Source organism: Micromonospora haikouensis, assembly GCF_900091595.1.
Classification (GTDB): domain Bacteria; phylum Actinomycetota; class Actinomycetes; order Mycobacteriales; family Micromonosporaceae; genus Micromonospora; species Micromonospora haikouensis.
On sequence record NZ_FMCW01000002.1, the window covers coordinates 1 to 22,862 of the forward strand.

Below are 22,862 nucleotides of genomic sequence, written 5' to 3' on the forward strand. Positions count from 1 at the left end.
TATCCGCCGTGCGCGTAGGATACTTGAGAAGGGCTGTCCCTAGTACGAGAGGACCGGGACGGACGAACCTCTGGTGTGCCAGTTGTCCCGCCAGGGGCACGGCTGGTTGGCTACGTTCGGAAGGGATAACCGCTGAAAGCATCTAAGCGGGAAGCCTGCTTCAAGATGAGGTATCCCACCCCACTTTGTGGGGGTAAGGCCCCCAGCTAGACGACTGGGTTGATAGGCCGGAGATGTAAGCTCGGTAACGGGTTGAGTTGACCGGTACTAATAGGCCGAGGACTTGACTACGAAGCTGCTACGCGTCCACTGTGCAACTCTGAACAAACAGACGGCCTTGGTTGGTTGTTTGATATGTTCATAGAGTTACGGCGGTCATGGCGGAGGGGAAACGCCCGGTTACATTCCGAACCCGGAAGCTAAGCCCTCCAGCGCCGATGGTACTGCACTCGGGAGGGTGTGGGAGAGTAGGACACCGCCGGACATTCTTTCGTTTCAGGGCCACCCCGGTTGGGGTGGCCCTGAAACGCGTCCGGGACCAGATGCGGCGACGAACCCGCTTGCCGGAACCGGCCCGGGGAGCCGCCAGCGGATTGCGGATCCCCGGGCGGGATCAGGAGCGCGTCTGGATCCCCTCGCGGATCTGGCGCAGCAGGTCACCGGCGGAGTCCACGGGCCGGCCCGGGAACATCGCCATCGCGACGCTGCCGTGGTCGGCCCAGCCGCAGATCGCGAAGTCACCGCCCTCACCGCTGGTCGTGCCGCACTTCATCACCCCGCCGAACCGGCCGGGGGAGACCTCCCGCAGGCCGGTGACCTTCCCGGTCTCGTCCGTCATGAGGCGGAACAGGGTGTCCAGGTCGCGTTCCGGCTGCCAGAGCAGGGTCGTACCGCCGAAGATGAGCACCGACCGCTTGTCGTCCGCCGGGTCCCGGTAGACGGTGCCGAAGCTGCGGTCCAGGTCGATGTCGGCGGACAACCCGTCGCGCAGGTACTCGGCGGTGCTGCGGGCGCGTTCGCTGTCGTCCCGTCGCAGGCCGGCGACGGTGTCGGGGCTCGACAACTCGGTGTCCTTCTGCTGCGCCACCCGCCAGCCGGCGATGCCGAGCGCGCCCACCCCCGCGAGGCCGGCCGCCAACACCACCGCGAGGACGATGCGCCGGCGCCGGGATCGGGGCGCGCGGCCGGGGCCGTCCTCCGGGTCCTGGTTGCCGAGCCGGATCGGTTCCTCGGTGAGGTCGATCGGCTCGGGCTCGTCGGCGAGCGAACGCTGCGTGAGATGCGCGTCGGACATAGCCGACACCGTACGCGAACAACAGGTGGCGCACGTCAGGTCCTCGGAAGCGCTCCGTAGACTTTGAGGGTGACCGAGAGACTGGATGCCCGACGCCCCGACGCCCCGACCCTGTCCGCCCAGTACCAGCCGGGCGAGGTAGAGCAGCGACGGTACGAGCAGTGGGTAGCCGGCGGCCGGTTCCGGGCGTCGGCCCAGAGCGACAAGCCCCCGTTCACCGTGGTCATCCCCCCGCCGAACGTCACCGGCTCGCTGCACATGGGCCACGCGTTCGAGCACACGCTGATGGACGCGCTGACCCGGCGCAAGCGGATGCAGGGCTACGAGGCGCTGTGGCTGCCGGGCATGGACCACGCCGGCATCGCCACCCAGAACCTGGTGGAGCGGCAGCTGGCGGGGGAGGGCCTGTCCCGCCACGACCTGGGCCGCGAGAAGTTCGTCGAGCGGGTGTGGCAGTGGAAGGCCGAGTCCGGCGGCGCGATCCTGGGCCAGATGCGTCGCCTCGGCGACGCCGTCGACTGGGACCGGGAGCGTTTCACCATGGACGCCGGCCTCTCCCGGGCCGTGCAGACCATGTTCAAGAAGCTCTTCGACGACGAGCTGATCTACCGCGCCAACCGGATCATCAACTGGTGCCCGCGCTGCCTGACGGCCCTGTCCGACATCGAGGTCGAGCACACCGACGACGACGGCGAGCTGGTCTCGATCCGATACTCGGCCGACGTGGTGGTCGCCACCACCCGGGCCGAGACGATGCTCGGTGACACCGCCGTGGCGGTGCACCCCGACGACGAGCGGTACCAGCACCTGATCGGCACCGAGGTCGAGGTGCCGCTGACCGGCCGGCGGATCCCGATCGTGGCCGACGAGCACGTCGACCCGGCCTTCGGCACGGGCATGGTGAAGGTGACCCCGGCGCACGACCCGAACGACTTCGAGATCGGCCAGCGGCACGGCCTGCCGGCCCTGGCGATCATGGACGAGCGCGGGGTGATCACCGCCCACGGCCCGTTCCAGGGCTTGGACCGCTACGAGGCCCGGCCGGCGATCGTGGCCGCGCTGCGCGAGCAGGGCCTGATCGTGGCCGAGAAGCGGCCGTACGTGCACGCCGTCGGTCACTGTTCCCGGTGCAAGACCACGGTCGAGCCGCGGCTGTCGCTGCAGTGGTTCGTCAACACCGGCCCGCTGGCGAAGGCGGCCGGTGACGCGGTGCGCGACGGCCGGGTGAAGATCGAGCCGGCCGAGCTGGCCAAGCGCTACTTCGCGTGGGTCGACAACATGCACGACTGGTGCATCTCCCGCCAGCTGTGGTGGGGCCACCGCATCCCCGTCTGGTACGGCCCGGACGGCGAGATCGTCTGCGTCGGCCCCGACGAGGAGCCGCCGACCGGCGCGGGCTGGCGCCAGGACGAGGACGTCCTGGACACCTGGTTCTCCAGCGGGCTGTGGCCGTTCTCCACGCTCGGCTGGCCCGAGCAGACGCCGGACCTGGCGAAGTTCTATCCGACCAGCGTCCTGGTCACCGGCTACGACATCCTGTTCTTCTGGGTCGCCCGGATGATGATGTTCGGCCTCTACGCGATGGACGGCCGGCAGCCGTTCGACGTCGTCGCCCTGCACGGCATGGTGCGCGACGAGCACGGCAAGAAGATGTCGAAGTCGTTCGGCAACGTGGTCGATCCGCTGGACTGGATCGACCGGTTCGGCGCCGACGCGACCCGGTTCACCCTCGCCCGGGGCGCCAACCCCGGCCAGGACGTCCCGGTCAGCGAGGACTGGTGCCAGGGCTCCCGCAACTTCTGCAACAAGCTGTGGAACGCCACCCGCTTCGCGCTGATGAACGGCGCGCACGTCGACGGGCCGCTGCCGGCGGCCGGGGAGCTCTCCACCGTCGACCGGTGGATCCTGTCCCGGCTGGCGCACGTCACCGCCGAGGTGGACGAGCAGTTCGAGGCGTACGAGTTCGCGAAGGTCTGTGACCTGCTCTACCACTTCGCGTGGGACGACGTCTGCGACTGGTACGTGGAGTTGAGCAAGCCGGTGCTCGCCGAGGGCGGGCCGGGGGCCGACGCCACCCGCCGGGTGCTCGGGCACGTGCTCGACCAGCTGCTGCGGCTGCTGCACCCGGTGATCCCGTTCGTCACCGACGAGCTGTGGATCGCCCTCACCGGCGGGGAGACGGTCATGACGGCCGCCTGGCCGGCTGCCGACCGTACCGGAATCGACGACGCCGCGGAGGACGAAGTCGGCACCGTCCAGCGGGTGGTGACCGAGATCCGGCGCTTCCGGTCCGACCAGGGCCTGCGGCCCACCCAGCGGGTGGTCGCGCGGCTCGACGGCCTGGCCGGCGCGGGCATCGCGGGCCACGAGCGGCTGATCCGGTCGCTGGTCCGGCTCGACCCGCCCGCCGACGACTTCCAGGCCAGCGCCACGCTCGCCATGCCCGGCGAGGTGAGCGTCGCGCTGGACACCCGCGGGTCGATCGACGTGGCCGCCGAGCGGGCCCGGCTCACCAAGGACCGGGCGGCGGCCGAGAAGGAGGTCGCCCAGGCCCGGGCGAAGCTCGACAACCCGGCGTTCGTGGGGAAGGCCCCGGAGCCGGTCGTCGCCAAGATCCGCGAGCGGCTGGCCACCGCCGAGGCCGACCTGGTCCGCATCGACGCCGCTCTGGAGGCGCTGCCCTCGTGACCGACCGCACCGACCGCACCGACCGCGCCCGTGGGGGCGACGGTGGCCGTACCGAGTTCGCCGAGGTGGAGGCCGCGCTCAACGGGCGCGGCTTCACCCGCATGCACTTCGAGCTGGACCGCATCGAGACGCTGCTCGACCTGCTCGGCAGCCCGCAGCGGGCGTACCCGTCGATCCACCTCACCGGGACCAACGGCAAGACCTCGACCGCCCGGATGATCGACTCGCTGCTGCGGGCGTTCGGGCTGCACACCGGCCGCTACACCAGCCCGCACCTGGAGAGCGTCCGCGAGCGGATCAGCCTCGACGGGGAGCCGGTCGGCGAGGACCGGTTCGTGGCCACGTACCGCGAGATCGCCCCCCTGGCCGAGCTGGTCGACCAGCGCTCCGCCGAGCCGCTGACGTACTTCGACATGACGACGGCCCTGGCGTTCGCGACGTTCGCCGACGCCCCGGTGGACGTCGCAGTGGTCGAGGTGGGGCTCGGCGGCGCGGAGGACGCCACCAACGTGATCCAGGCCGGGGTGGCGGTGCTCACCCCGATCGGGCTCGACCACACCGAGTGGCTGGGCGACACGCTCCAGGACATCGCCCTGCACAAGGCCGGGATCATCCACAAGGGGGCCACGGTCGTCTGCGCGGCGCAGGAGGAGGAGGCCGCCCGGCCGATCCTGGAGCGCTGCGCCGAGGTCGGCGCGACCGTCGCCCGCGAGGGGTCCGAGTTCGGCGTGCTGCGCCGGTCGGTCGCCGTCGGCGGCCAGGTCCTGGACATCCAGGGACTCGGCGGGGTGTACGAGGAGATGTTCGTCCCGCTGCACGGCGCGCACCAGGCGCAGAACGCGGCGGTGGCGCTCGCCGCCGTGGAGGCGTTCCTCGGGGCGGGGGCGAAGCGGCAGCTCGACGTCGAGGCCGTCCGGGAGGGTTTTGCCGCCGTCAGCTCGCCCGGCCGGCTGGAGAAGGTGCGCACCGCCCCGACGATCCTGCTCGACGGCGCGCACAACCCGCACGGGATGGCCGCCACGGTCACCGCGCTGCAGGAGGAGTTCGCGTTCAGCAAGCTCGTCGGCGTGCTCGCCGTCCTCGGCGACAAGGACGCGGCGGGCCTGCTGGAGTTGCTGGAGCCGGTGCTCGACCACCTGGTGGTCACCCGCAACTCCTCGCCCCGCGCGATGCCGGAGCAGGAGCTGGCCGAGCTGGCCCGGGAGGTCTTCGGGGCGGACCGGGTGGAGGTGGCCGAGGAGATGCCCGACGCGATCGAGGCGGCGGTGGCCGAGGCCGAGTCCGACGTGCCCGGCGAACTGGCCGGGGTCGGCGTGCTGATCACCGGCTCGGTGGTGACCGTGGCCGACGCCCGCCGGCTGCTCAAGCGATGACGTCCCCCAGGGACCCCTCGTCGCCGGCCGGGCCCGGCCGGTCCGGCGCGGACGCGAACGACGGGGCGGGCTCGGGCGGCGACGGGCTGGGCTCGGGCGACGACACGGCGGGTGCGGGCGGCGACGGGGGCTCGGGCGGCGAGACGGCGGGGCAGCGGCGGTCCGGGCTGCGTAACCCCGCGGGGGCCGTGCGTGGCCTCGGGGCGGGGACGCTGGGCCTGGAGGCGCTGGTGCTGCTGCTCGCCATCCAGCCGATCCGGGTGGTTGGCGGCGAGCGCAGCGGCGCGGCCGTCGCGGTGATCGTGTTGTTGGCCGTGGCGGCGGTGGCGCTCGCCGGCATGATGCGCCGCCCGTGGGCGTGGCACGCCGGCACCGTGCTCCAGGGGGCGCTGCTGCTCGCCGGGCTGCTGCACTGGTCGCTGCTGGCGCTCGGCATCATCTTCGCGTTGGTCTGGGGCTACGCCCTGCACGTGCGCCGGGTGATCCTCGGCCGCTGAGCCGCCGGTGGGTGTTAAGAAGGGCCCCCTGCTCTGCCGAATGCGTTAACAGGGGGCCCTTCCTTGCGCCTCAGGCGTCGGCGCGGGTGCGCCACTGGGTGAGGGCCACGCCGTGGCCGTCCGGATCGCGGAACGCCGCCGCCCACACCTCCAGCTTGGTGCCCCGGTTGACCACCCGGGGGGCATAGGTGAAGCGGACGCCGGAGTCGCGCATCCGCTCGTACGCGCCCTGGATGTCGTCGACCTCCAGGTTGACGTGGACGAGGCGGCGGCTCATGGGGGCGGCACCGGCGACCTCGCGCAGCACCAGCCGGGTCGCCCCGGAGGCGAGCACGGCGTTGCCGGAGCCCCGGTCGACCTCGGTGAAGCCGAGCGTGTCCCGGTAGAACTCCAGCGAGCGGCCCAGGTCGGTGACCAGCAGGGTGATGCCGACGCCGCTGATCGGGGCGGCGGCGTCGGCCGGCTCGGCCTCCGGGTCGTAGCCGAAGATCGCCTCGTCCAGCTCGGCCTGGTCCAGGGGCGCCGGCCGGGTGCCCGGGGCGTCCAGCGGCACGTCGATCGGGTCGAGGGAGGGGCGCGCGTCGATCGGGTCGGCGGGCGCGGGGCCCGCGTCGATGGTCTCCACCGGCACCGTCGGTTCGAACCGCTCGTCGGCCGGGTCGAACCGTTCCTCGGTCGCCGCGAAGCGCTCCTCGGCCGGGGACCGGGGGGCCGGGGTCGCCCGGCGGGGCAACTGGCCGGCGCTCGGCTCCACCAGCGTCCCCTCCAGCACGACCGGTCCGCCGGGGCGGTGGTGCATCACGACGGGCTCCCGGTCCTCCGGCAGCGGGCCGAGGTCGTCGTGCAGCGGGTGGAGGTCGTCGCGCAGCGGGTCGGGTGCCGACGGGTCGCGCGGGTCGTCGTGGTAGTCGTCGTCAGGGCCCCGGTCGGCCCACGGCGGCGCCTCCTGCCCGATGAGCACCTCGTCGACCGGGTCGGGGCCGCCGAACTCGGGCGGTAGGTCGGCGGCCGCCGCGGCGGCGGTCTCCGCGTGGGTGGGCACGTCGTCCCAGAGGACCCGGACGTGGCGCTGGTCGTCCAGGGCCACCCGGATGGGCAGGGACTGGCCGACCGACGGCCACTTCGCCACCGGCACCCTCGGCTCGATGATCTTCTTCGACCGGGGCGGCATGCCCGGCGCGTCGATGACCAGTTGCAGCTCGCAGCGGCCGAACGCGTACGTGGTGGGGGGCTCGGAGGCGCTGTGCACGTGCCCGACGCCGACGACCCAGGTGCGCCCGCCGCCGCGCACGGTGGCCAGCGCGATCGCCAGCACCACCAGCGCCACGCCGAGCGCCACGATCGCCCAGCTGGTCATGCCCAGCCCGAACAGGACCACGAAGGTCGCCACGGTGCCGAGCACCGCGGCGATGAGCTTGCGTACCGGCGCGATGGGTCGGTTCCCGTTAGCCACAGTGGACCTCCCTGGAGTCAAGGGCCAGGCTAGGCCGGATCGGCGACCCAGGGAAAGAGCAGCCGCCGCGCCGGCGCCGGGACCGGGTCGCTAGGCTGACCGTACCCAGCCGAGCCGCCTTCCGCGCACAGGAGGAACCCAGCGTGTCCAGCAGCAGCCCGGACGAGCGCACCCTCGTCCTGATCAAGCCCGACGCGGTCCGCCGTGGCCTGGTCGGCGAGATCCTCTCCCGCTTCGAGCGCAAGGGCCTGCGGATCGACGCCATGGTGTCCCGGACGATGGACGGCGACTTCGCCGACCAGCACTACGCCGAGCACGTCGACAAGCCGTTCTACCCGCCGCTGAAGGGCTTCATGACCGGCGGCCCGCTGGTGGCGCTCGTGCTCGCCGGCGACCAGGTCATCGAGGTCGTGCGCGGCATGATCGGCAGCACCGACGGTCGCCGGGCCGCCGCCGGCACCATCCGCGGCGACTTCTCCCTGTCCAACCGGGAGAACCTGGTGCACGCCTCCGACTCGACCGACAGCGCCAAGCGCGAGATCGCGCTCTGGTTCCCCGAGCTGGACTGACGGGTTCCCGAGCCGGACTGACGGGTATCCGACCGGCGGGCGGCCCCGCCGCCCGCCGGTCGCCTCACGCCGCCAGCCCGGCGAGCTTGTCCGGGTTGCCGACCAGGTAGAGGCCGGTGATGCGGCCGTCGGCGGCGGCCACGGCCAGCGCGTACCGCCGGCCGTCGGGCCAGTGGATGACGACCCCCGGCTGGCCGTTGAGCTCGGTCGGGGCGAGGTGGGGCGGCTGCCGCCTGCGGGGCCCGTGGACGCCGGCGAAGAAGCGGGCGACCCGGTCCGCCCCGCGCACCGGGTTGCGGGCCGACCGGACCCGCCCGCCGCCGTCGCTCCACGCCGTGACGTCGTCGGCCACCAGGGCGGTCAGCCGGGCCAGGTCACCGTCGCGGGCGGCGGCGAGGAACGCGTCGAGCAGCCGCCGCTGCTCGCCCGGGCCCGCGGTGAAGCGGCGGCGGTCCGCGGCGACCCGGTCCGTCGCCCGGCGTGCAGCTGCCGGCAGTCCGCCGTCGACCGGCCGAGGATCTCGGCGATCTCCGCGAACGGCAGCGCGAACGCGGTGCGCAGCACGTAGACGGCGCGCTCCGGCGCGGTCAGCCGCTCCAGCAGGTGCAGCAGCGCCAGCGAGAGCGAGTCGCGCAGCTCCGCGTGCTCGGGTGGCCCGAAGGGCGGTTCGACCGGCGGCCCGAAGGGCGAGGGCGCGGTGGCCACCGGCTCGGGCAGCCACGGACCGACGTACGTCTCCCGGGCCGCCTGCCGCGCGCGGAGCCGGTCGATCGCCAGCCGGGTGACCACCCGGGACAGGTAGCGGCGCGGCTCGGCCACGGCCGCCCGGTCGGCGCCGAGCCACCGCAGGTAGGCGTCCTGGAGCACGTCCTCGGCGTCGTGCAGGCTGCCGAGCAGCCGGTACGCCAGCCCGAGCAGCATCGGCCGGTGCGCGTCGAGCGCGCCGGCCGCCCCCGTCGCGTCGGCTGCCGTCGCCCGGCCCGGCTCCGCCGGCGGAAGCGGCGCGCGGCCGGGCCCGCACCCGCTCCCGGCCAGCCGCGCCCCCGGTGCCGTCACTCGTGCGTCGAGGGGCGGCGTCGGGTGGCCGCCACGATCCGGTTCCACACGTTGATGGTGGCGATCGCGACCGTCAGGTCCGCCAGCTCCTTCTCCGACCACACCTTCGCGGCGGCGTCCCACACGTCGTCGGGCACCCCGTGCTCGCCGAGGCGGGTGAGCGCGTCGGTGAGCGCGAGCGCGGTGCGTTCCCGCTCGTCGAAGAAGGGCGCCTCCCGCCAGGCGGCCACGGCGAACAGCCGCCGGCTGGACTCGCCCGCCGCGAGCGCCTCCCGGCTGTGCATGTCCACGCAGAACGCGCAGCCGTTCAGCATGGACGCCCGGAGCTTCACCAGCTCCAGCACCGTGTGGTCGACGTTGTCCCGGGCGTAGCGCTCCAGCCCGGACACCGCCCGGTAGGCCTCCGGCGCCACCGCCGTCAGGTCGATCCGGCTCATCGTGCCTCCCCTCGTCGTGAGCATTCACCCGTCACGACGGTCGGCGAGGGTCCGGATGTGACGGCTCGCGGTGTGACGCGCGTCATCCCGGCGGCGCGCGGGGGCCCGGCGCCCCCGACTGGTCAGTCGGCCTTCCCCCGCCGGTCATCCGGCCCGCCGCGACAGCACACCTGCCCCCGGTACACCACTGGTGACCAACTTCCCGTGGAGGGGACAGATGACTTCTCTCGACCGACGTACCCTGCTGCGCGCCGGCCTCGCGACCGGGGCGGGCCTGGCCGGCGGCGCCCTGTTCGGCGCGGCCGGCGCCCGGGCCACCGGTGCCGGGGCGACCCCGCCGGCCGGCGCGCCCGCCTGGCGGCCCTCCGGCCGGCCCGTGCTCACCCACGGCGTGCAGAGCGGCGACGTTACGGCCGACTCGGCGCTGGTGTGGACCCGCGCCGACCGGCCGGGCCGGATGTGGGTGGAGGTGAGCCGCCGGCCCGACCTGCGCGGCGCGCGGCTGCTGCGCGGCCCGGTGCTCGACCCGTCCGCCGACCACACCGGCCGGGTGCGGGTGCGCGGCCTGCCGTGCGGCGAGCGGCTGCACTACCGGGTGTCGGTGGAGAGCCTGGACCGGCACGGGGTGCGCAGCGAGCCGCTGGTCGGCTCGTTCGCCACCGCGCCCGGCGTGCACGGCCGGCGGGGCGTGCGGTTCGTCTGGACCGGCGACATCGCCGGGCAGGGGTGGGGCATCGCCCCCGACTTCGGCGGGATGCGGATCTTCCAGGCGATGCGGTCCGTCCGCCCCGACTTCTTCCTGTGCAGCGGCGACACCGTGTACGCCGACGGGCCGCTCGCCGAGACGGTGACGCTGCCCGACGGCCGGATCTGGCGCAACCTGGTCACCCCGGAGAAGAGCAAGGTCGCCGAGACCCTCGCCGAGTACCGGGGGCAGTTCGCGTACAACCTGCTCGACGAGCACCTGCGGGCGTTCGTCGCCGACGTGCCGCAGGTCAACCAGTGGGACGACCACGAGGTGACCAACAACTGGTATCCCGGCGAGGTCCTGGCCGACGCCCGGTACACCGAGCAGCGGGTGGACGTGCTCGCCGCGCGGGCCCGGCAGGCGTTCGGCGAGTGGCTGCCGGTGCCGGCGGGCGGGCCGCTGTACCGGAAGCTGTCGTACGGGCCGCTGCTGGACGTGTTCGTGCTGGACATGCGCACCTACAAGGACCCCAACGACGGCAACACGTACGCCGACCCGCAGCGCGGCCTGCTCGGCCGGGAGCAGCGGGCCTGGCTGATCCGGGAGCTGAAGCGGTCCCGGGCGACGTGGAAGGTGATCGCCAACGACCTGCCGATCGGCCTGGTGGTGCCGGACGGGTCGGCGCAGGAGGGCGTGGCGCAGGGCGACCCCGGCGCGCCCGCCGGGCGGGAGCTGGAGTTCGCCGAGGTGCTGGGCTCGGCGCACCGGGCCGGGGTGACCGGGATCGTGTTCCTCACGGCCGACGTGCACTACACGGCGGCGCACCACTACGACCCGGCGCGGGCGGCGGTGGCGGACTTCACCCCGTTCTGGGAGTTCGTCTCCGGGCCGGCGCACGCGGGCGCGTTCGGGCCGAACGCCCTGGACGGCACGTTCGGCCCGAAGGCGGTCTTCGTCAACGCCCCGCCGCGGGCGAACACGTCGCCGGCCGAGGGCTTCCAGCACTTCGGCGAGGTGGCCATCGACGGGGAGTCGGGCGCGTTCACGGTGCACCTGCGCGACCGCGACGGGGCGTCGCTCTGGACCACCACCCTGCCCGCCCCGCGCCGCTGACCTGATCCCGACCCGGTCCGCGGGCGGTTGCCGTGGCGCGCGAGACGGTAACCGCCCGGGGCCGGGCGGGGCAGTTAAGTCGGCGGCGGGCGCCGCCGTCGATCGCGTATCCTTGACCCTCAGTAAGGCGACGACCCGGCCATCACCGGTGAGCCTCCGGAAGAACAGCCGGCGCAACCCGGCCCAGTAGAACCGGACGGGTCCGGCCCGTCACAGCCGGCAACGAGCGGGCGGTCGATCCTGGCCGCCAAGCGGGGTGGTACCGCGGGCCTGCCCCGGCGCGCCGGTGACGGCGTACCGGGAAGGGTTCGTCCTCGCAGACCACACGACCACGTGAGCTGCGCGAGGAGAGCGACCCCCGATGGCCTATCCGTTGCACGACCCGACCGCCGCCGGCGTCCCGGCGAGCCCCGACCTGCCCGCGGTCGAGCGCCGGGTGCTGGAGCACTGGGCGGCCGACAAGACCTTCGAGGCGTCCGTCGAGGCCCGCCCCGCGGGGGACGACGGCAAGAACGAGTACGTCTTCTACGACGGCCCGCCGTTCGCCAACGGCCTGCCGCACTACGGCCACCTCTTCACCGGGTACGTCAAGGACGCGGTGCCCCGCTACCAGACGATGCGCGGCCGGCACGTCGAGCGGCGCTTCGGCTGGGACTGCCACGGCCTGCCCGCCGAGGTCGTCGCCGAGAAGCAGCTCGGCATCACCAGCAAGGCGGAGATCCTCGACCTCGGCGTGGCCCGGTTCAACGAGGCGTGCCGCACCTCGGTGCTGGAGTTCACCCAGGACTGGGAGCGGTACGTCACCCGGCAGGCCCGCTGGGTCGACTTCGCCAACGACTACAAGACCCTCGACCTGGACTACATGGAAAGCGTCATGTGGGCCTTCAAGACCCTGCACGACAAGGGCCTGGTCTACGAGGGCTTCCGGGTGCTCGCGTACTGCTGGCGGTGCGAGACCCCGCTGTCGAACACCGAGACCCGGATGGACGACGTCTACAAGGACCGGCACGACCCCACGCTGACCGTGTGGTTCGAGCTGACCGCCGACGACGCCGCCCCCGAGCTGCTGCGCGGGCCGGTCCGGCTGGGCGTGTGGACCACCACGCCGTGGACGCTGCCGTCGAACCTGGCGCTCGCCGTCGGCCCCGACATCGAGTACGCGGTGCTGGAGCGCGACGGCTCCCGCTACGTGGTCGGGGCGGCGCGGCTGGGCGCGTACGCGAAGGAGCTGGAGGGGTACGAGCAGCTCGGCACCGTGTACGGCCGCGACCTGGTCGGGCGCCGCTACACCCCGCTGTACGACTTCCTGGTCTCCCGGGCCGGCGAGAACGCGTACCAGGTGCTCGGGGCCGAGTTCGTCACCACCGAGGACGGCACCGGGATCGTGCACCTCGCCCCCGCCTTCGGCGAGGACGACCAGAACGTCTGCAACGCCGCCGGCATCCCGACCGTCGTCACCGTCGACGACCACACCCGGTTCACCGCGCTCGTGCCGCCGTACCAGGGCGAGCAGGTCTTCGACGTCAACAAGCCGGTGATCCGGGAGCTGAAGGAGCGGGGGGTGGTGCTGCGGCAGGACACCTACACCCACTCCTACCCGCACTGCTGGCGCTGCGACACGCCGCTGGTCTACAAGGCGGTGTCGTCGTGGTTCGTGGCGGTGACGCAGTTCAAGGATCGGATGGTCGAGCTGAACCAGCAGATCAACTGGACGCCGGGCCACATCAAGGACGGCTCGTTCGGCAAGTGGCTGGCCAACGCCCGGGACTGGTCGATCAGCCGCAACCGGTTCTGGGGCTCGCCGATCCCGGTGTGGAAGTCCGACGACCCGAACTACCCGCGCCTCGACGTCTACGGCTCGCTCGACGACATCGAGCGGGACTTCGGCGTACGCCTGACCGACCTGCACCGGCCGGCGGTCGACGACCTGGTGCGCCCCAACCCGGACGACCCGACCGGCAAGTCGACGATGCGCCGGGTGCCGGAGGTGCTGGACTGCTGGTTCGAGTCCGGCTCGATGCCGTTCGCCCAGGTGCACTACCCGTACGAGAACCGCGACTGGTTCGAGCACCACTACCCGGGCGACTTCATCGTCGAGTACATCGGGCAGACCCGCGGCTGGTTCTACACCATGCACGTGCTGGCCACGGCGCTGTTCGACCGGCCGGCGTTCCGCAACTGCCTCAGCCACGGCATCCTGCTCGGCTCCGACGGGCGCAAGATGTCCAAGAGCCTGCGCAACTACCCGGACGTCTACCACGTCTTCGACTCGTACGGCTCCGACGCGATGCGCTGGATGCTGATGTCGTCGCCGGTGCTGCGCGGCGGGGACATGCCGGTCACCGAGGGGTCGATCCGCGACGCCGTCCGGCAGGTGCTGCTGCCGCTGTGGAACGTGTGGTACTTCTTCTCGCTCTACGCCAACGCCGACGGCTACACCGCGCGGCGGCGGGTGGACTCCACCCACCTGCTCGACCGGTACGTGCTGGCGAAGACCAACGAGCTGGTCGCCACGGCGCAGGCGCAGCTCGACGCGTACGACATCTCGGGGGCCTGCGCGACGGTCCGGTCGTTCCTCGACGCGCTGACCAACTGGTACGTCCGCCGGTCCCGCGACCGGTTCTGGTCCGGCGACGCCGACGCGTTCGACACGCTCTGGACGGTGCTGGAGACGCTGTGCCGGGTGGTGGCGCCGCTGGCGCCGCTGACCGCCGAGGAGATCTGGCGCGGCCTCACCGGCGAGCGGTCGGTGCACCTGACCGACTGGCCGGCGGCCGAGGAGTTCCCCGCCGACCACGACCTCGTCGCGGCGATGGACGCCGTCCGGGACGTCTGCTCGGCGGCGCTGTCGCTGCGCAAGGCCAAGGGGCTGCGGGTGCGGCTGCCGCTGTCGAAGCTGACCGTGGCCTCGCCGGTGGCGGCGCAGCTGCGCCCGTTCGCCGACCTGGTCGCCGACGAGGTCAACGTGAAGGTCGTGGAGTTCTCCGAGGAGGTCACCAGCTACTGCCAGCAGGTGCTGACCGTGGTGCCCCGGGCGCTCGGGCCCCGCGTCGGCAAGCAGGTTCAGCAGGTGATCAAGGCGGTCAAGGCGGGCGAGTGGGAGCTGGTCGACGGCGCCCCCGTCGCCGCCGGGGTCACCCTCGCCGAGGGCGAGTACGAGCTGCGCCTGGTCGCCGCCGACGCCGAGCACTCCGCGCCGCTGCCCGGCGGCGAGGGCGTGGTCGTGCTCGACACGGAGGTCACCCCGGAGCTGGCCGCCGAGGGGCTGGCCCGCGACGTGGTGCGGGTGGTGCAGCAGGCCCGCCGCGACGCCGACCTGGACGTGTCGGACCGGATCGCGCTGACGCTGTCGGCGTCGGCGGAGGTCCGGGCGGCGGTGGCGGCGTACCGGGACTTCGTGGCCCGCGAGGTGCTCGCCGACTCGATCGAGGTGGTGGCGGAGGACGCCGACCTCGCCGACCGGGCCGACCGGCCCGGCTTCGCCGGCGAGGTCGGCGACGGCGACCGCGTGACGGTCGTGGCGCGCCGCGCCTGAGGTGTAAGGAGGGGCCCCCTGTTAACGCTTTCTGTATAGGAAGGGGCCCCTCCTAACTGCCCCGGGCAGCGTCGTGTGACGGCCCGGGGCGGTGCCGGCCATCGGCTGCGGCGTCCATCGAGCGGTCGCGGCGGCAAGGAAAGGTCGCGGCGGCCAGGAAGGGTCGGGGCGGCCACGGAGCGGGCGCGGCGGCGACCCGTGCGGGCGGGCTCGACAGCGTCGGCTAACGTGACAACACCCGTGCCAGTACGACCGCCGGTATCGGCCCGACCGCTGGTTACCGGCCCGACCGGCCGTCACCGCACGGCCGCCTGTCCCAGCACGACCCCGGAGGACCAGTGCCGCTGCTCTACACCATCGGCAAGCTCACCGTGGCACCCACGCTCCGGTTGGCGTTCCGACCGACCGTGGAGGGGCTCGAGCACATCCCGGAGACCGGGGGCGCGATCTTCGCCGGCAACCACCTCTCGGTCGCCGACGAGCTGTTCCTCGGCACGGTCGTGCCCCGGCACCTGGCGTTCTGGGCGAAGTCGGAATACTTCAAGGGCACCGGCGTGAAGGGTGCCTTCTCCAAGTTCGTGCTCACCGGCCTGGGGGCGATCCCCGTCGAGCGGGCCGGCGGCCGGGCCGCGCTGTCCGCGTTCGACGCGGCGATCCCGGCCCTGCAGGGCGGCGACCTGGTCGCCGTCTACCCGGAGGGGACCCGCTCGCCCGACGGGCGGCTCTACCGGGGACGCACCGGCGCTGCCCGGCTGGCCGTAGCGGCCGGCGTGCCGATCATCCCGGTCGGCATGATCGGCACCGACAAGGCCCAGCCGATCGGCGCCCGGGTGCCCCGGCCGGGCAAGTCGAAGATCATCGTCCGGTTCGGCAAGCCGCTGGACTTCACCGGCCGCCCCGACGACCGGACGTCGCTGCGCGAGATGACCGACGAGCTGATGAGCGAGATCCAGAAGCTCACCGGTCAGGAGTACGTCCCGCGCTACGCCCCGCCGCGCGCGAACGCGCCGGTCGCCGGCGAGCCCCCGGCCGGGGCCTGACCCGCCCGAGCACGCCCGACCTCCCGGGTCGCGCCGTTTCTACGGCCGTTCTCAAGGGGCGGGTCGGTTCTGCGGGGGCGGGTCGTCACGGCGCGTCGTTGCCGCGGCGGCGTTCCTGCGCCACGACCCGGTCGACGTCCGCGAGGCGGTCCAGCTGCTTCATCGTGCGGGCCATCCGGGCGTTCGCCGGGATCCGGTCCCGGTTGCGGTCCAGGAACGCCCAGTACCCCGTCGTGTACGGGCACGCGTCCGCGCCGAGCCGCTTGCGCGGGTCGTACCGGCAGCCGCCGCAGTAGTCGCTCATCCGGTTGACGTACGCGCCGCCGGAGACGTACGGCTTGGTGGTCATCCGGCCCAGGTCGGCGTACTGGCTCATCCCGACCACGTTGGCGGTCATCACCCACTCGTAGCCGTCCACGAAGCGGGTGTGGAACCACTCCACCAGCTCGGCCGGGCGCCAGCCGCGCTGCAGGGCGTAGTTGCCGAGCACCATCAGCCGGGGGATGTGGTGCACCCAGCCGTGGTCGCGCACCCCGGCCAGCACGTCCGACAGGCAGTGCGCCTGCACCGCGTCGGCGTCCAGCTCCTGGAACCAGCCGGGCACCGGGCGGCGGGCCGCGAGCGCGTTGCTGCGCCGCCAACCGGCGTCGAAGTGCCAGTACAGGTGCCAGACGAAGTCCCGCCAGCCCAGGACCTGCCGCACGAAGCCCTCCACGCTGGCCAGCGGCGCGCCCTGGCTCCGGTACGCCTTCTCCGCGCCCCGGATCGCGTCGAGGGGGTCGAGCAGGCCGAGGTTGAACGAGGAGGAGAGCATGCTGTGCGCCAGCCACGGGTCGGTGGAGAGCATCGCGTCCTCGTACGGGCCGAAGGCCGGCAGCCGGTGCCGCAGGAAGTGGCGCAGCCGGGCCTGGGCCTCCTTCGTGGTGGCCGGGAAGCGCCGTGGCCCGTCCCGGCCGACGAACCGGATGCCCTCCCGCTCCCAGCGGTCGAGGTCGGCGCGGACCTCGGCGTCGATGTCGTCCTCCTTCGGCACCGGCGCGGCGGGGACGGCGAGCCTGCCGTCCTTCGGCGGCGGCTCCCGGTTCTCGACGTCCAGGCTCCACCGGCCGCCGACCGGCTCGTCGCCGTCGACCAGCACCCGGTGGTGCTCGCGGGCGAACCGGTAGAACGCCTCCATCCGCAGCGCGCCGCGCCGCCCACCGGCCCACTCGGCGAAGTCGTCCAGGCTGGTGACGAAGCCGCGCGGCGGCAGCACGGTCACCCCGTCCCGCCGCCGGACGAACTCCAGGGCCCGGCGCGAGGTGGGATGACACACCTCGACCGGCTCGCGGACCTTGCGCAGCCCCTCCGCGTACGTCTCGGTGCGCAGGTAGGTGGCCTGCGCACCGAGCTCGGCGGCGCGGTGGCGCAGCGCGGAGAGGATCAGGTGCGCCTTCTGCCGGTGGTAGACGCGGCGGCGGAAGACCGCCTTCGACTCGATCAGCAGGACCGGCTGGCGGCGGTCGTCGAGGAAGTGCGGCCCCAGCTGATCGGCGAAGAGCCAACGCCGCGACATGCCCCGATTGTGGCCCGGGTCGGCCGCCGTCCGGCCCGGAAGCCGGAAAACCCGAGCACCCGAGACCAGCGCGGCGCGGACCCGCCGCCCGCCGCCCGCTGGTCCGCCTCCCGCCGGTCGTCGGCCGGGCGGGGCGCGTCATGTCGCGCTGGAGCCCACCTGTTCCGGGGTGATGATCTGCTCGCGCATCTCGTCGAGCAGCCGGGCGCTGTCGTCCACGGAGAGCTGGGTGAAGATCCCGGTGGTGAGGCTGCCGTGGTCGACCGAGGTGCAGACCACGACGGCGGTGGCGTCGAGCGCGCCGACGGCGCAGCGGGCGAACCGCCCCCGGACGTCGGTGTCGACCACCTGCGGATCGCCGAGCTGGTATCGCGGCTTGAGCCGGGCCAGTTCGTCGTCCGCGTCGCTCTCGGGGGTCAACCGGAAGCCGGTGCCGCCGAACACGACGACGGGCTTGCCGGCCGACGAGGCGTACACGCCGGCGAAGGTGTCCTCGGCCAGCAGGTGCGCCTCGCGCGTCTCGGCCTCGAGCTGGTTCGCGGTGGCCTTGCTGCGGGCGTCCTCGCGCAGCGACAGGTCGGCGATCTGCGCAGGCAGCGCCGCCTTCGCCGGATACTGCTCCCACATCGGCTTCACCCAGTACGCCGGGCAGCCGCAGCAGCAGGCGATGCTCAGCAGCAGCACCCACGGCCAGCGCCGCCGGCGTCGGCGGGGGGCCTTCGGCGCGGGCGGGGGAGGGGCGGGCCGGCGTTGTTGCGGAGGCGGTGGGGGCGGTGCCACCGGGCGAGCCGCAGGCGGGGGTGACACCTGTCGGGCCGGCGGAGGCGACACCTGCCGGGGCGGCGACACCTGCCGGGCGGGTGCCGGCGGCAGCGGCCGGGCCACGGGCGGCGGGGCTGACCGGGCGGCCGGCGGTGGGCTGACGGGCCGGGCCGCGGGCGACACGGGCCGGGCCGGCTGCGGCGGGGTCACCGGGTGGGACGCCGCCGGGGTGCCGCGACCGACGACGGGTGCCGAGCCGGCCGCCGGCCCCGGGTACTGCCGGGTGGGTGGCGTCGCGGGGTACGGCGTGGTCGGCGGCAGCGGGGGCAGTTCGGCGGCGTGCAGGTCCCAACTGCCGGTGTCCACGCCGGCCCACGGGTCCACCGGAACCTGGCTCTCCGGGGGCGGCAGCGGCCCGTGCCCGACCGGTGCGGGCGGCAGCGGAGCCGGGGGCGGGGTCGGCGGCGGAGGGGCAGGCGGGGTGAACACGGCGGACTCCCCCCAGCTCCGCTTGCGCGGGGCCGGCGGCGGGACCGACGCGGACCCGCGCAAGCGGGGCGCGGGCGGCTCGGCGGCGGCGGGGTCGACGGTCGTCCGGTCCGGACGCGCGTCCAGCTTCGTGGCGTCCGGGCGTGCGGCGGATTCCGGGGCGTCCGGGCCGGCATCCAGCTTCGTGGCGTCCGGGCGCGGGTCCAGCTTCGCGTCCTGGTGGGCCTCGATCCTCGTCGGGTCCGGGGTGGGGGTCGGCCTGCTGGCCCTGGCGCGGCCCGGGGCGAAGGCCGGCGAGGTCACACCGGCCCGGCCGAGGGCGGGCCGCGGCGGCGTGGGCTCGACCCGGGTCGGGTCCGGGCCGGGGAGCGGCGGGGTGGGGGGGATCCGGGTCGGGTCCGGGCCGGGGCGCACCGGGGTGGCGGAGCCGACCGGTCGAGGCGGCGCGGGAGGTGCCCCGTGGGCGCCGGCAGGATCGACCCGGGTGGGCTCCGGCCCCGGCGACGACCCGGGCTCCGGCGAGGCGTCCGCGACCGGGACGGTCGCCTCGGCGGCCCCGCCGTCGGGGAGCGCGGCGGTCCTGGTCGCGTCGGTTCCGTGGTCGATCGCCCCGTCGGTCACCTCCGTGCTGTCGCCGGTCGCCCCGTCGGTCGCCGCGCCGTCGGCCCTCACCGCACCGTCGGCCCTCGTCGTACCGCCGGTCGGCGGTTCTCCGTCGGCGCCGGTCGCGCCGTTCGTCCTCGGTTCTCCGTCGGTCGGCGTCTCCGGGTCGGTCGGCGCGTGCTCCATGGCCGCCGTCTCGACCGGGGCCGTCGTGTCGGTCGCGGTCGTGTCGTCGGTCGCCGTCGTGTCGGTCGCGGTCGTGTCGTCGGTCGCCGGCTCGGCGGAGGGGACCTGCGCGGCATCGACCGGCTCGACCCGCTGGGTGTCGACCTGCTCGGTGTCGGTCTGCCCGGCCTGCGTGGTGTCGGCCTGCCCGCTGTCAGCAGGCTCGGCGGGGCCGTGCGGGGTCGGTGCGACCGGCGGCGGTACGGGGGAGGGGGCCGCCTCTCCGGCGACCGCCGGGCCCTGGTCCTGGTCGACGGCCGGGGTGCCCCCGTCGGCCGGTCGATCTGCTCCCGGCTGCGGGTGCGGCATCGCGGCAATCTCCTCTCGCGCCGGTCCGAGGTTAGTACCGGCGTGCCACCGGCGGCGATCCGCCCACGTCCGGGGCGACCGTGACCAGGCTCGCGGCCCGCTTGCCCACGCCGGGAGCCGGGAGATCCCGCAGCGGTGACCGGGCCGCGCCGCGGGACCGGACGTTCTTCCGGCTGGGGCCGGGCGGGCGCGGTGGGCGCGACGCGGCGGCCGGCGGGCGGACGCGTACCCTTGGGCATCATGAGCGTTCCGTCCACCACGCCGCGTCCCGCCGTGGAGCCGTCGATCTGGCCCCGTCTGGAGCCGCTGCTGCCCCAGGTGACCAAGCCCATCCAGTACGTCGGTGGCGAGCTGGGCGCGGTGGTCAAGGGCTGGGACGAGGTCGTCGTGCGCTGGGCGCTGATGTATCCCGACGCGTACGAGGTGGGCCTGCCCAACCAGGGCGTGCAGATCCTCTACGAGGTGCTCAACGAGCTGCCGGACGTGCTGGCCGAGCGGACGTACGCGGTCTGGCCCGACCTGGAGAAGCTGATGCGCGCCCACGGCGTGCCGCAGTTCACCGTCGACGCCCACCGCTCGGTGCGCGACTTCGACGTGTTCGGCGTCTCGTTCTCCACCGAGCTGGGCTACACCAACCTGCTCACCGCGATCGACCTGGCGGGCATTCCGCTGCTGGCGGCCGACCGCACCGACGCCGACCCGGTCATCGTGGCCGGCGGGCACGCCGCGTTCAACCCGGAGCCGATCGCCGACTTCGTCGACGCCGCCGTGCTCGGCGACGGCGAGGAGGCCGTCCTGGAGATCACGGCGATCGTCCGGGAGTGGAAGGCCGAGGGCTCCCCGGGCGGCCGGGACGAGCTGCTGCTGCGGCTGGCCCGCACGGAGAGCGTCTACGTGCCGCGCTTCTACGACGTGGACTACCTGCCCGACGGCCGGATCCAGCGGGTGGTGCCGAACCGGGCGGACGTGCCCTTCCGGGTGCACAAGCGCACGACGATGGACCTGGACGCCTGGCCGTACCCGAAGAAGCCCCTGGTCCCGTTGGCCGAGACGGTCCACGAGCGGTACGCGGTGGAGATCTTCCGGGGGTGCACCCGGGGTTGCCGGTTCTGCCAGGCCGGCATGATCACCCGGCCGGTGCGGGAGCGGTCCATCACGACGGTGGGGCAGATGGTGCAGCAGGGGCTGGAGTTCTCCGGCTTCCACGAGGTGGGCCTGCTGTCGCTGTCGTCGGCCGACCACTCGGAGATCGGCGACATGTGCTCGGGCCTGGCCGAGCAGTACGCCGGCACCAACGTGTCGCTGTCGCTGCCGTCGACGCGGGTGGACGCGTTCAACATCGACCTGGCGCAGGAGCTGTCGCGCAACGGCCGGCGCACCGGTCTGACCTTCGCCCCCGAGGGCGGGTCGGAGCGGATCCGCAAGGTCATCAACAAGATGGTGTCGAAGGAAGACCTGATCCGCACCGTCGTCACCGCGTACACCAACGGCTGGCGGCAGGTGAAGCTCTACTTCATGTGCGGCCTGCCCACCGAGACCGACGCCGACGTCCTGGAGATCGCGGACATGGCGCACGAGGTGATCCGGGCGGGCCGGGCCGCCACCGGCAGCAAGGACATCCGCTGCACGGTTTCGATCGGCGGGTTCGTGCCGAAGCCGCACACCCCGTTCCAGTGGGCGTCGATGGAGCGGCCGGAGGTCATCGACCACCGGCTGCGGCTGCTCAAGCAGGCGATCAACGCCGACCGTTCGCTCGGCCGGGCGATCGGCTTCCGCTATCACGACGGCGAGCCGTCGCTGATCGAGGGCCTGCTCAGCCGGGGCGACCGCCGGGTCGGCGCGGTCATCCGGCGGGTGTGGGAGAACGGTGGCCGGTTCGACGGCTGGAGCGAGCACTTCTCGTACCAGCGGTGGGTGGACGCCGCGACCGAGGTGCTGCCGGCCTTCGGCGTGGACCTCGACTGGTACACCACCCGCCAGCGCGACGAGCTGGAGGTCCTGCCCTGGGACCACCTGGACTCGGGCCTGGACAAGGACTGGCTCTGGCAGGACTGGCAGGACTCCCTGTCCGAGTACGAGCAGGACGACTGCCGGTGGACCCCGTGCTTCGACTGCGGCGTCTGCCCGTCGATGGACACCGAGATCCAGATCGGCCCCACGGGCAGGAAGCTGCTCCCACTGACCCCGGTCAACGGCGCCGGGCTGCGGATTCCCGCCCCCACCCCGCAGTGATCCCCCGCGCGGGATGATCAACCGATCCGAGGAGCACGACGATCAGTAGGAAACCACAGCCGGAGGGCGGGCAGGCGCCGGTCGTCCAGCGCGTCCGCATCCGGTACGCCAAGCGTGGGCCGTTGCGGTTCACCTCGCACCGCGACTTCGCCCGCGCGTTCGAGCGGGCGCTGCGGCGGGCCGGGGTGCCGATCGCCTTCTCCCAGGGCTTCACCCCGCACCCCAAGATCTCGTACGCCAGCGCGGCCCCGACCGGGGTGGCCAGCGAGGCGGAGTACCTGGAGATCGGGCTGCGGGAGCCGGTCGACCCGGGGCAGCTCCGGGCGGCGCTGGACGCCGCGCTCTCGCCCGGGCTCGACGTCCTCGACGCGGTCGTCGCCGCCGGGGGCAGCCTGGCCGACCGGATCGAGGCGTCGTACTGGCGGATCGAGCTGCCGGAGGTGGAGCCGGCCGTGCTGGAGCGCGCCGTGGCCGCTTTCACGGCGGCGGGGGAGGTTCAGGTCGAGCGGATGACGAAGCAGGGGCGGCGCACCTTCGACGCCCGCGCGGCAGTCATGAAGATCGATGTGATGCGGTCCGTCGAGACGCCTTCCGGGGCACCGGGCGTGTCGTGTGCGATACTCGAACTGGTCGTCCGGCAGGTCACCCCGTCCGTGCGACCCGATGACGTCCTTTCCGGCCTGCGCGCGGTGGCCGACCTGGAGCCGCCGGTCTCCCCGAGGGTGATCCGGCTGGCGCAGGGCACGTTGACCGCACAGGGCGAGATCGTCGATCCGTTGGACGCGGATCGCGACGGGGCAGCCATCGTGTGAGCGTTGACCGACGGTCAGCGTTCTGGCAGGCAGACTTCGGCGGTCGCGCAGCTCGCGCGCCCGGCGGAAACACTTTTGCGGCGACCCTGCGTGGCAGCGCTCACCCGCGCCCGGGGCAGCCAGAACTGGAGA

Annotated in this window: 16 protein-coding genes and 2 rRNA genes; 11 read left to right on the top strand and 7 right to left on the bottom strand. The window is 73.6% G+C overall.

What is annotated here, in order from left to right; translation table 11 throughout:
• Positions 1-291, top strand: a 23S ribosomal RNA gene (locus GA0070558_RS01675); the annotation flags it as partial.
• Between the two features lie 76 nt (positions 292-367).
• Positions 368-484, top strand: a 5S ribosomal RNA gene (rrf, locus tag GA0070558_RS01680).
• 129 nt (positions 485-613) lie between these two features.
• Here rrf and GA0070558_RS01685 read toward each other — a convergent pair.
• Positions 614-1,294 (bottom strand): hypothetical protein, encoded by a 681-nt coding sequence (locus GA0070558_RS01685; protein WP_077938706.1) that lies wholly within the window; start codon positions 1,292-1,294, stop codon positions 614-616.
• 69 nt (positions 1,295-1,363) lie between these two features.
• Between GA0070558_RS01685 and GA0070558_RS01690 the strand changes: the two genes are divergently transcribed.
• The 3 genes from GA0070558_RS01690 (at position 1,364) to GA0070558_RS01700 (ending at position 5,852) form a co-directional block, all read left to right on the top strand.
• Positions 1,364-3,982 carry a valine--tRNA ligase gene (locus GA0070558_RS01690; protein ID WP_091274820.1) on the top strand — a complete coding sequence of 873 codons (2,619 nt, stop codon included), beginning with the start codon at positions 1,364-1,366 and terminating at the stop codon, positions 3,980-3,982.
• Positions 3,983-4,083: 101 nt separating this feature from the next.
• On the top strand, positions 4,084-5,355 hold the full coding sequence (locus tag GA0070558_RS01695; protein ID WP_256091736.1) for a bifunctional folylpolyglutamate synthase/dihydrofolate synthase: 1,272 nt from the start codon (positions 4,084-4,086) through the stop codon (positions 5,353-5,355).
• Positions 5,352-5,852: a DUF4233 domain-containing protein gene (locus tag GA0070558_RS01700; protein ID WP_091274826.1), complete on the top strand. Its 501-nt coding sequence runs from the start codon at positions 5,352-5,354 to the stop codon at positions 5,850-5,852. Before GA0070558_RS01695 ends, GA0070558_RS01700 begins: the two co-directional genes overlap by 4 nt.
• 70 nt (positions 5,853-5,922) lie before the next feature.
• Here GA0070558_RS01700 and GA0070558_RS01705 read toward each other — a convergent pair whose 3' ends face one another.
• Entirely contained in the window at positions 5,923-7,305 is a 1,383-nt protein-coding gene (locus GA0070558_RS01705; protein ID WP_091274830.1) for a VOC family protein, read from the bottom strand.
• A 143-nt stretch (positions 7,306-7,448) separates the two neighbouring features.
• On the opposite strand from GA0070558_RS01705, the gene ndk reads away from it, so the two are divergent.
• Positions 7,449-7,874: a nucleoside-diphosphate kinase gene (gene ndk, locus GA0070558_RS01710; protein ID WP_043966706.1), complete on the top strand. Its 426-nt coding sequence runs from the start codon at positions 7,449-7,451 to the stop codon at positions 7,872-7,874.
• 64 nt (positions 7,875-7,938) lie between these two features.
• Here the strand turns inward: ndk and GA0070558_RS34030 are convergent, their stop codons facing one another.
• The 3 genes from GA0070558_RS34030 to GA0070558_RS01720 are packed head-to-tail and all read right to left on the bottom strand — an operon-like array spanning position 7,939 to position 9,367.
• Positions 7,939-8,226, bottom strand: coding sequence for a sigma-70 family RNA polymerase sigma factor family protein (locus GA0070558_RS34030; protein ID WP_256091699.1), 288 nt, complete (start codon positions 8,224-8,226; stop codon positions 7,939-7,941).
• 8 nt (positions 8,227-8,234) lie between these two features.
• Positions 8,235-8,978 carry a sigma-70 family RNA polymerase sigma factor gene (locus GA0070558_RS34035; RefSeq protein ID WP_256091700.1) on the bottom strand — a complete coding sequence of 248 codons (744 nt, stop codon included), beginning with the start codon at positions 8,976-8,978 and terminating at the stop codon, positions 8,235-8,237.
• Positions 8,927-9,367, bottom strand: coding sequence for a carboxymuconolactone decarboxylase family protein (locus GA0070558_RS01720; RefSeq protein WP_091274833.1), 441 nt, complete (start codon positions 9,365-9,367; stop codon positions 8,927-8,929). The genes GA0070558_RS34035 and GA0070558_RS01720 overlap by 52 nt, the downstream gene beginning before the upstream one ends.
• A 217-nt stretch (positions 9,368-9,584) precedes the next feature.
• Here GA0070558_RS01720 and GA0070558_RS01725 point away from each other — a divergent pair, with 217 nt between their 5' ends.
• The 3 genes from GA0070558_RS01725 (at position 9,585) to GA0070558_RS01735 (ending at position 15,743) form a co-directional block, all read left to right on the top strand.
• A complete protein-coding gene (locus GA0070558_RS01725) occupies positions 9,585-11,168 on the top strand; it encodes an alkaline phosphatase D family protein (RefSeq protein WP_091274836.1) in 1,584 nt (527 codons plus the stop codon).
• Positions 11,169-11,529: 361 nt separating this feature from the next.
• On the top strand, positions 11,530-14,703 hold the full coding sequence (gene ileS, locus GA0070558_RS01730; protein WP_091274839.1) for an isoleucine--tRNA ligase: 3,174 nt from the start codon (positions 11,530-11,532) through the stop codon (positions 14,701-14,703).
• A gap of 338 nt (positions 14,704-15,041) precedes the next feature.
• Entirely contained in the window at positions 15,042-15,743 is a 702-nt protein-coding gene (locus tag GA0070558_RS01735; RefSeq protein ID WP_091274842.1) for a lysophospholipid acyltransferase family protein, read from the top strand.
• Between the two features lie 85 nt (positions 15,744-15,828).
• Here GA0070558_RS01735 and GA0070558_RS01740 read toward each other — a convergent pair whose 3' ends face one another.
• Both GA0070558_RS01740 and GA0070558_RS34040 read right to left on the bottom strand, forming a co-directional pair.
• Complete coding sequence (locus tag GA0070558_RS01740) at positions 15,829-17,298, bottom strand: cryptochrome/photolyase family protein (RefSeq protein WP_091274845.1); 1,470 nt, start codon at positions 17,296-17,298, stop codon at positions 15,829-15,831.
• 138 nt (positions 17,299-17,436) lie between these two features.
• Positions 17,437-19,686, bottom strand: a complete 2,250-nt coding sequence (locus GA0070558_RS34040; RefSeq protein ID WP_256091701.1) for a hypothetical protein — start codon at positions 19,684-19,686, stop codon at positions 17,437-17,439.
• A gap of 240 nt (positions 19,687-19,926) precedes the next feature.
• Here GA0070558_RS34040 and GA0070558_RS01750 point away from each other — a divergent pair, with 240 nt between their 5' ends.
• Both GA0070558_RS01750 and GA0070558_RS01755 read left to right on the top strand, forming a co-directional pair.
• A complete protein-coding gene (locus GA0070558_RS01750; protein WP_077938747.1) occupies positions 19,927-21,918 on the top strand; it encodes a TIGR03960 family B12-binding radical SAM protein in 1,992 nt (663 codons plus the stop codon).
• Positions 21,919-22,016: 98 nt separating this feature from the next.
• Positions 22,017-22,730: a TIGR03936 family radical SAM-associated protein gene (locus tag GA0070558_RS01755; protein ID WP_091274849.1), complete on the top strand. Its 714-nt coding sequence runs from the start codon at positions 22,017-22,019 to the stop codon at positions 22,728-22,730.
• Positions 22,731-22,862: the final 132 nt, after the last annotated feature.

What these genes read in the sequence shown, in the direction of transcription:
- GA0070558_RS01740 (WP_091274845.1), bottom strand. Translation starts at nt 17,298, where the DNA reads ATGTCGCGGCGTTGGCTCTTCGCCGATCAGCTGGGGCCGCACTTCCTC.
- GA0070558_RS01725 (WP_091274836.1), top strand. Translation starts at nt 9,585, where the DNA reads ATGACTTCTCTCGACCGACGTACCCTGCTGCGCGCCGGCCTCGCGACC.
- GA0070558_RS01720 (WP_091274833.1), bottom strand. Translation starts at nt 9,367, where the DNA reads ATGAGCCGGATCGACCTGACGGCGGTGGCGCCGGAGGCCTACCGGGCG.
- GA0070558_RS01700 (WP_091274826.1), top strand. Translation starts at nt 5,352, where the DNA reads ATGACGTCCCCCAGGGACCCCTCGTCGCCGGCCGGGCCCGGCCGGTCC.
- ileS (WP_091274839.1), top strand. Translation starts at nt 11,530, where the DNA reads ATGGCCTATCCGTTGCACGACCCGACCGCCGCCGGCGTCCCGGCGAGC.
- GA0070558_RS01695 (WP_256091736.1), top strand. Translation starts at nt 4,084, where the DNA reads ATGCACTTCGAGCTGGACCGCATCGAGACGCTGCTCGACCTGCTCGGC.
- GA0070558_RS34040 (WP_256091701.1), bottom strand. Translation starts at nt 19,686, where the DNA reads ATGCCGCACCCGCAGCCGGGAGCAGATCGACCGGCCGACGGGGGCACC.
- GA0070558_RS01685 (WP_077938706.1), bottom strand. Translation starts at nt 1,294, where the DNA reads ATGTCCGACGCGCATCTCACGCAGCGTTCGCTCGCCGACGAGCCCGAG.
- GA0070558_RS01750 (WP_077938747.1), top strand. Translation starts at nt 19,927, where the DNA reads ATGAGCGTTCCGTCCACCACGCCGCGTCCCGCCGTGGAGCCGTCGATC.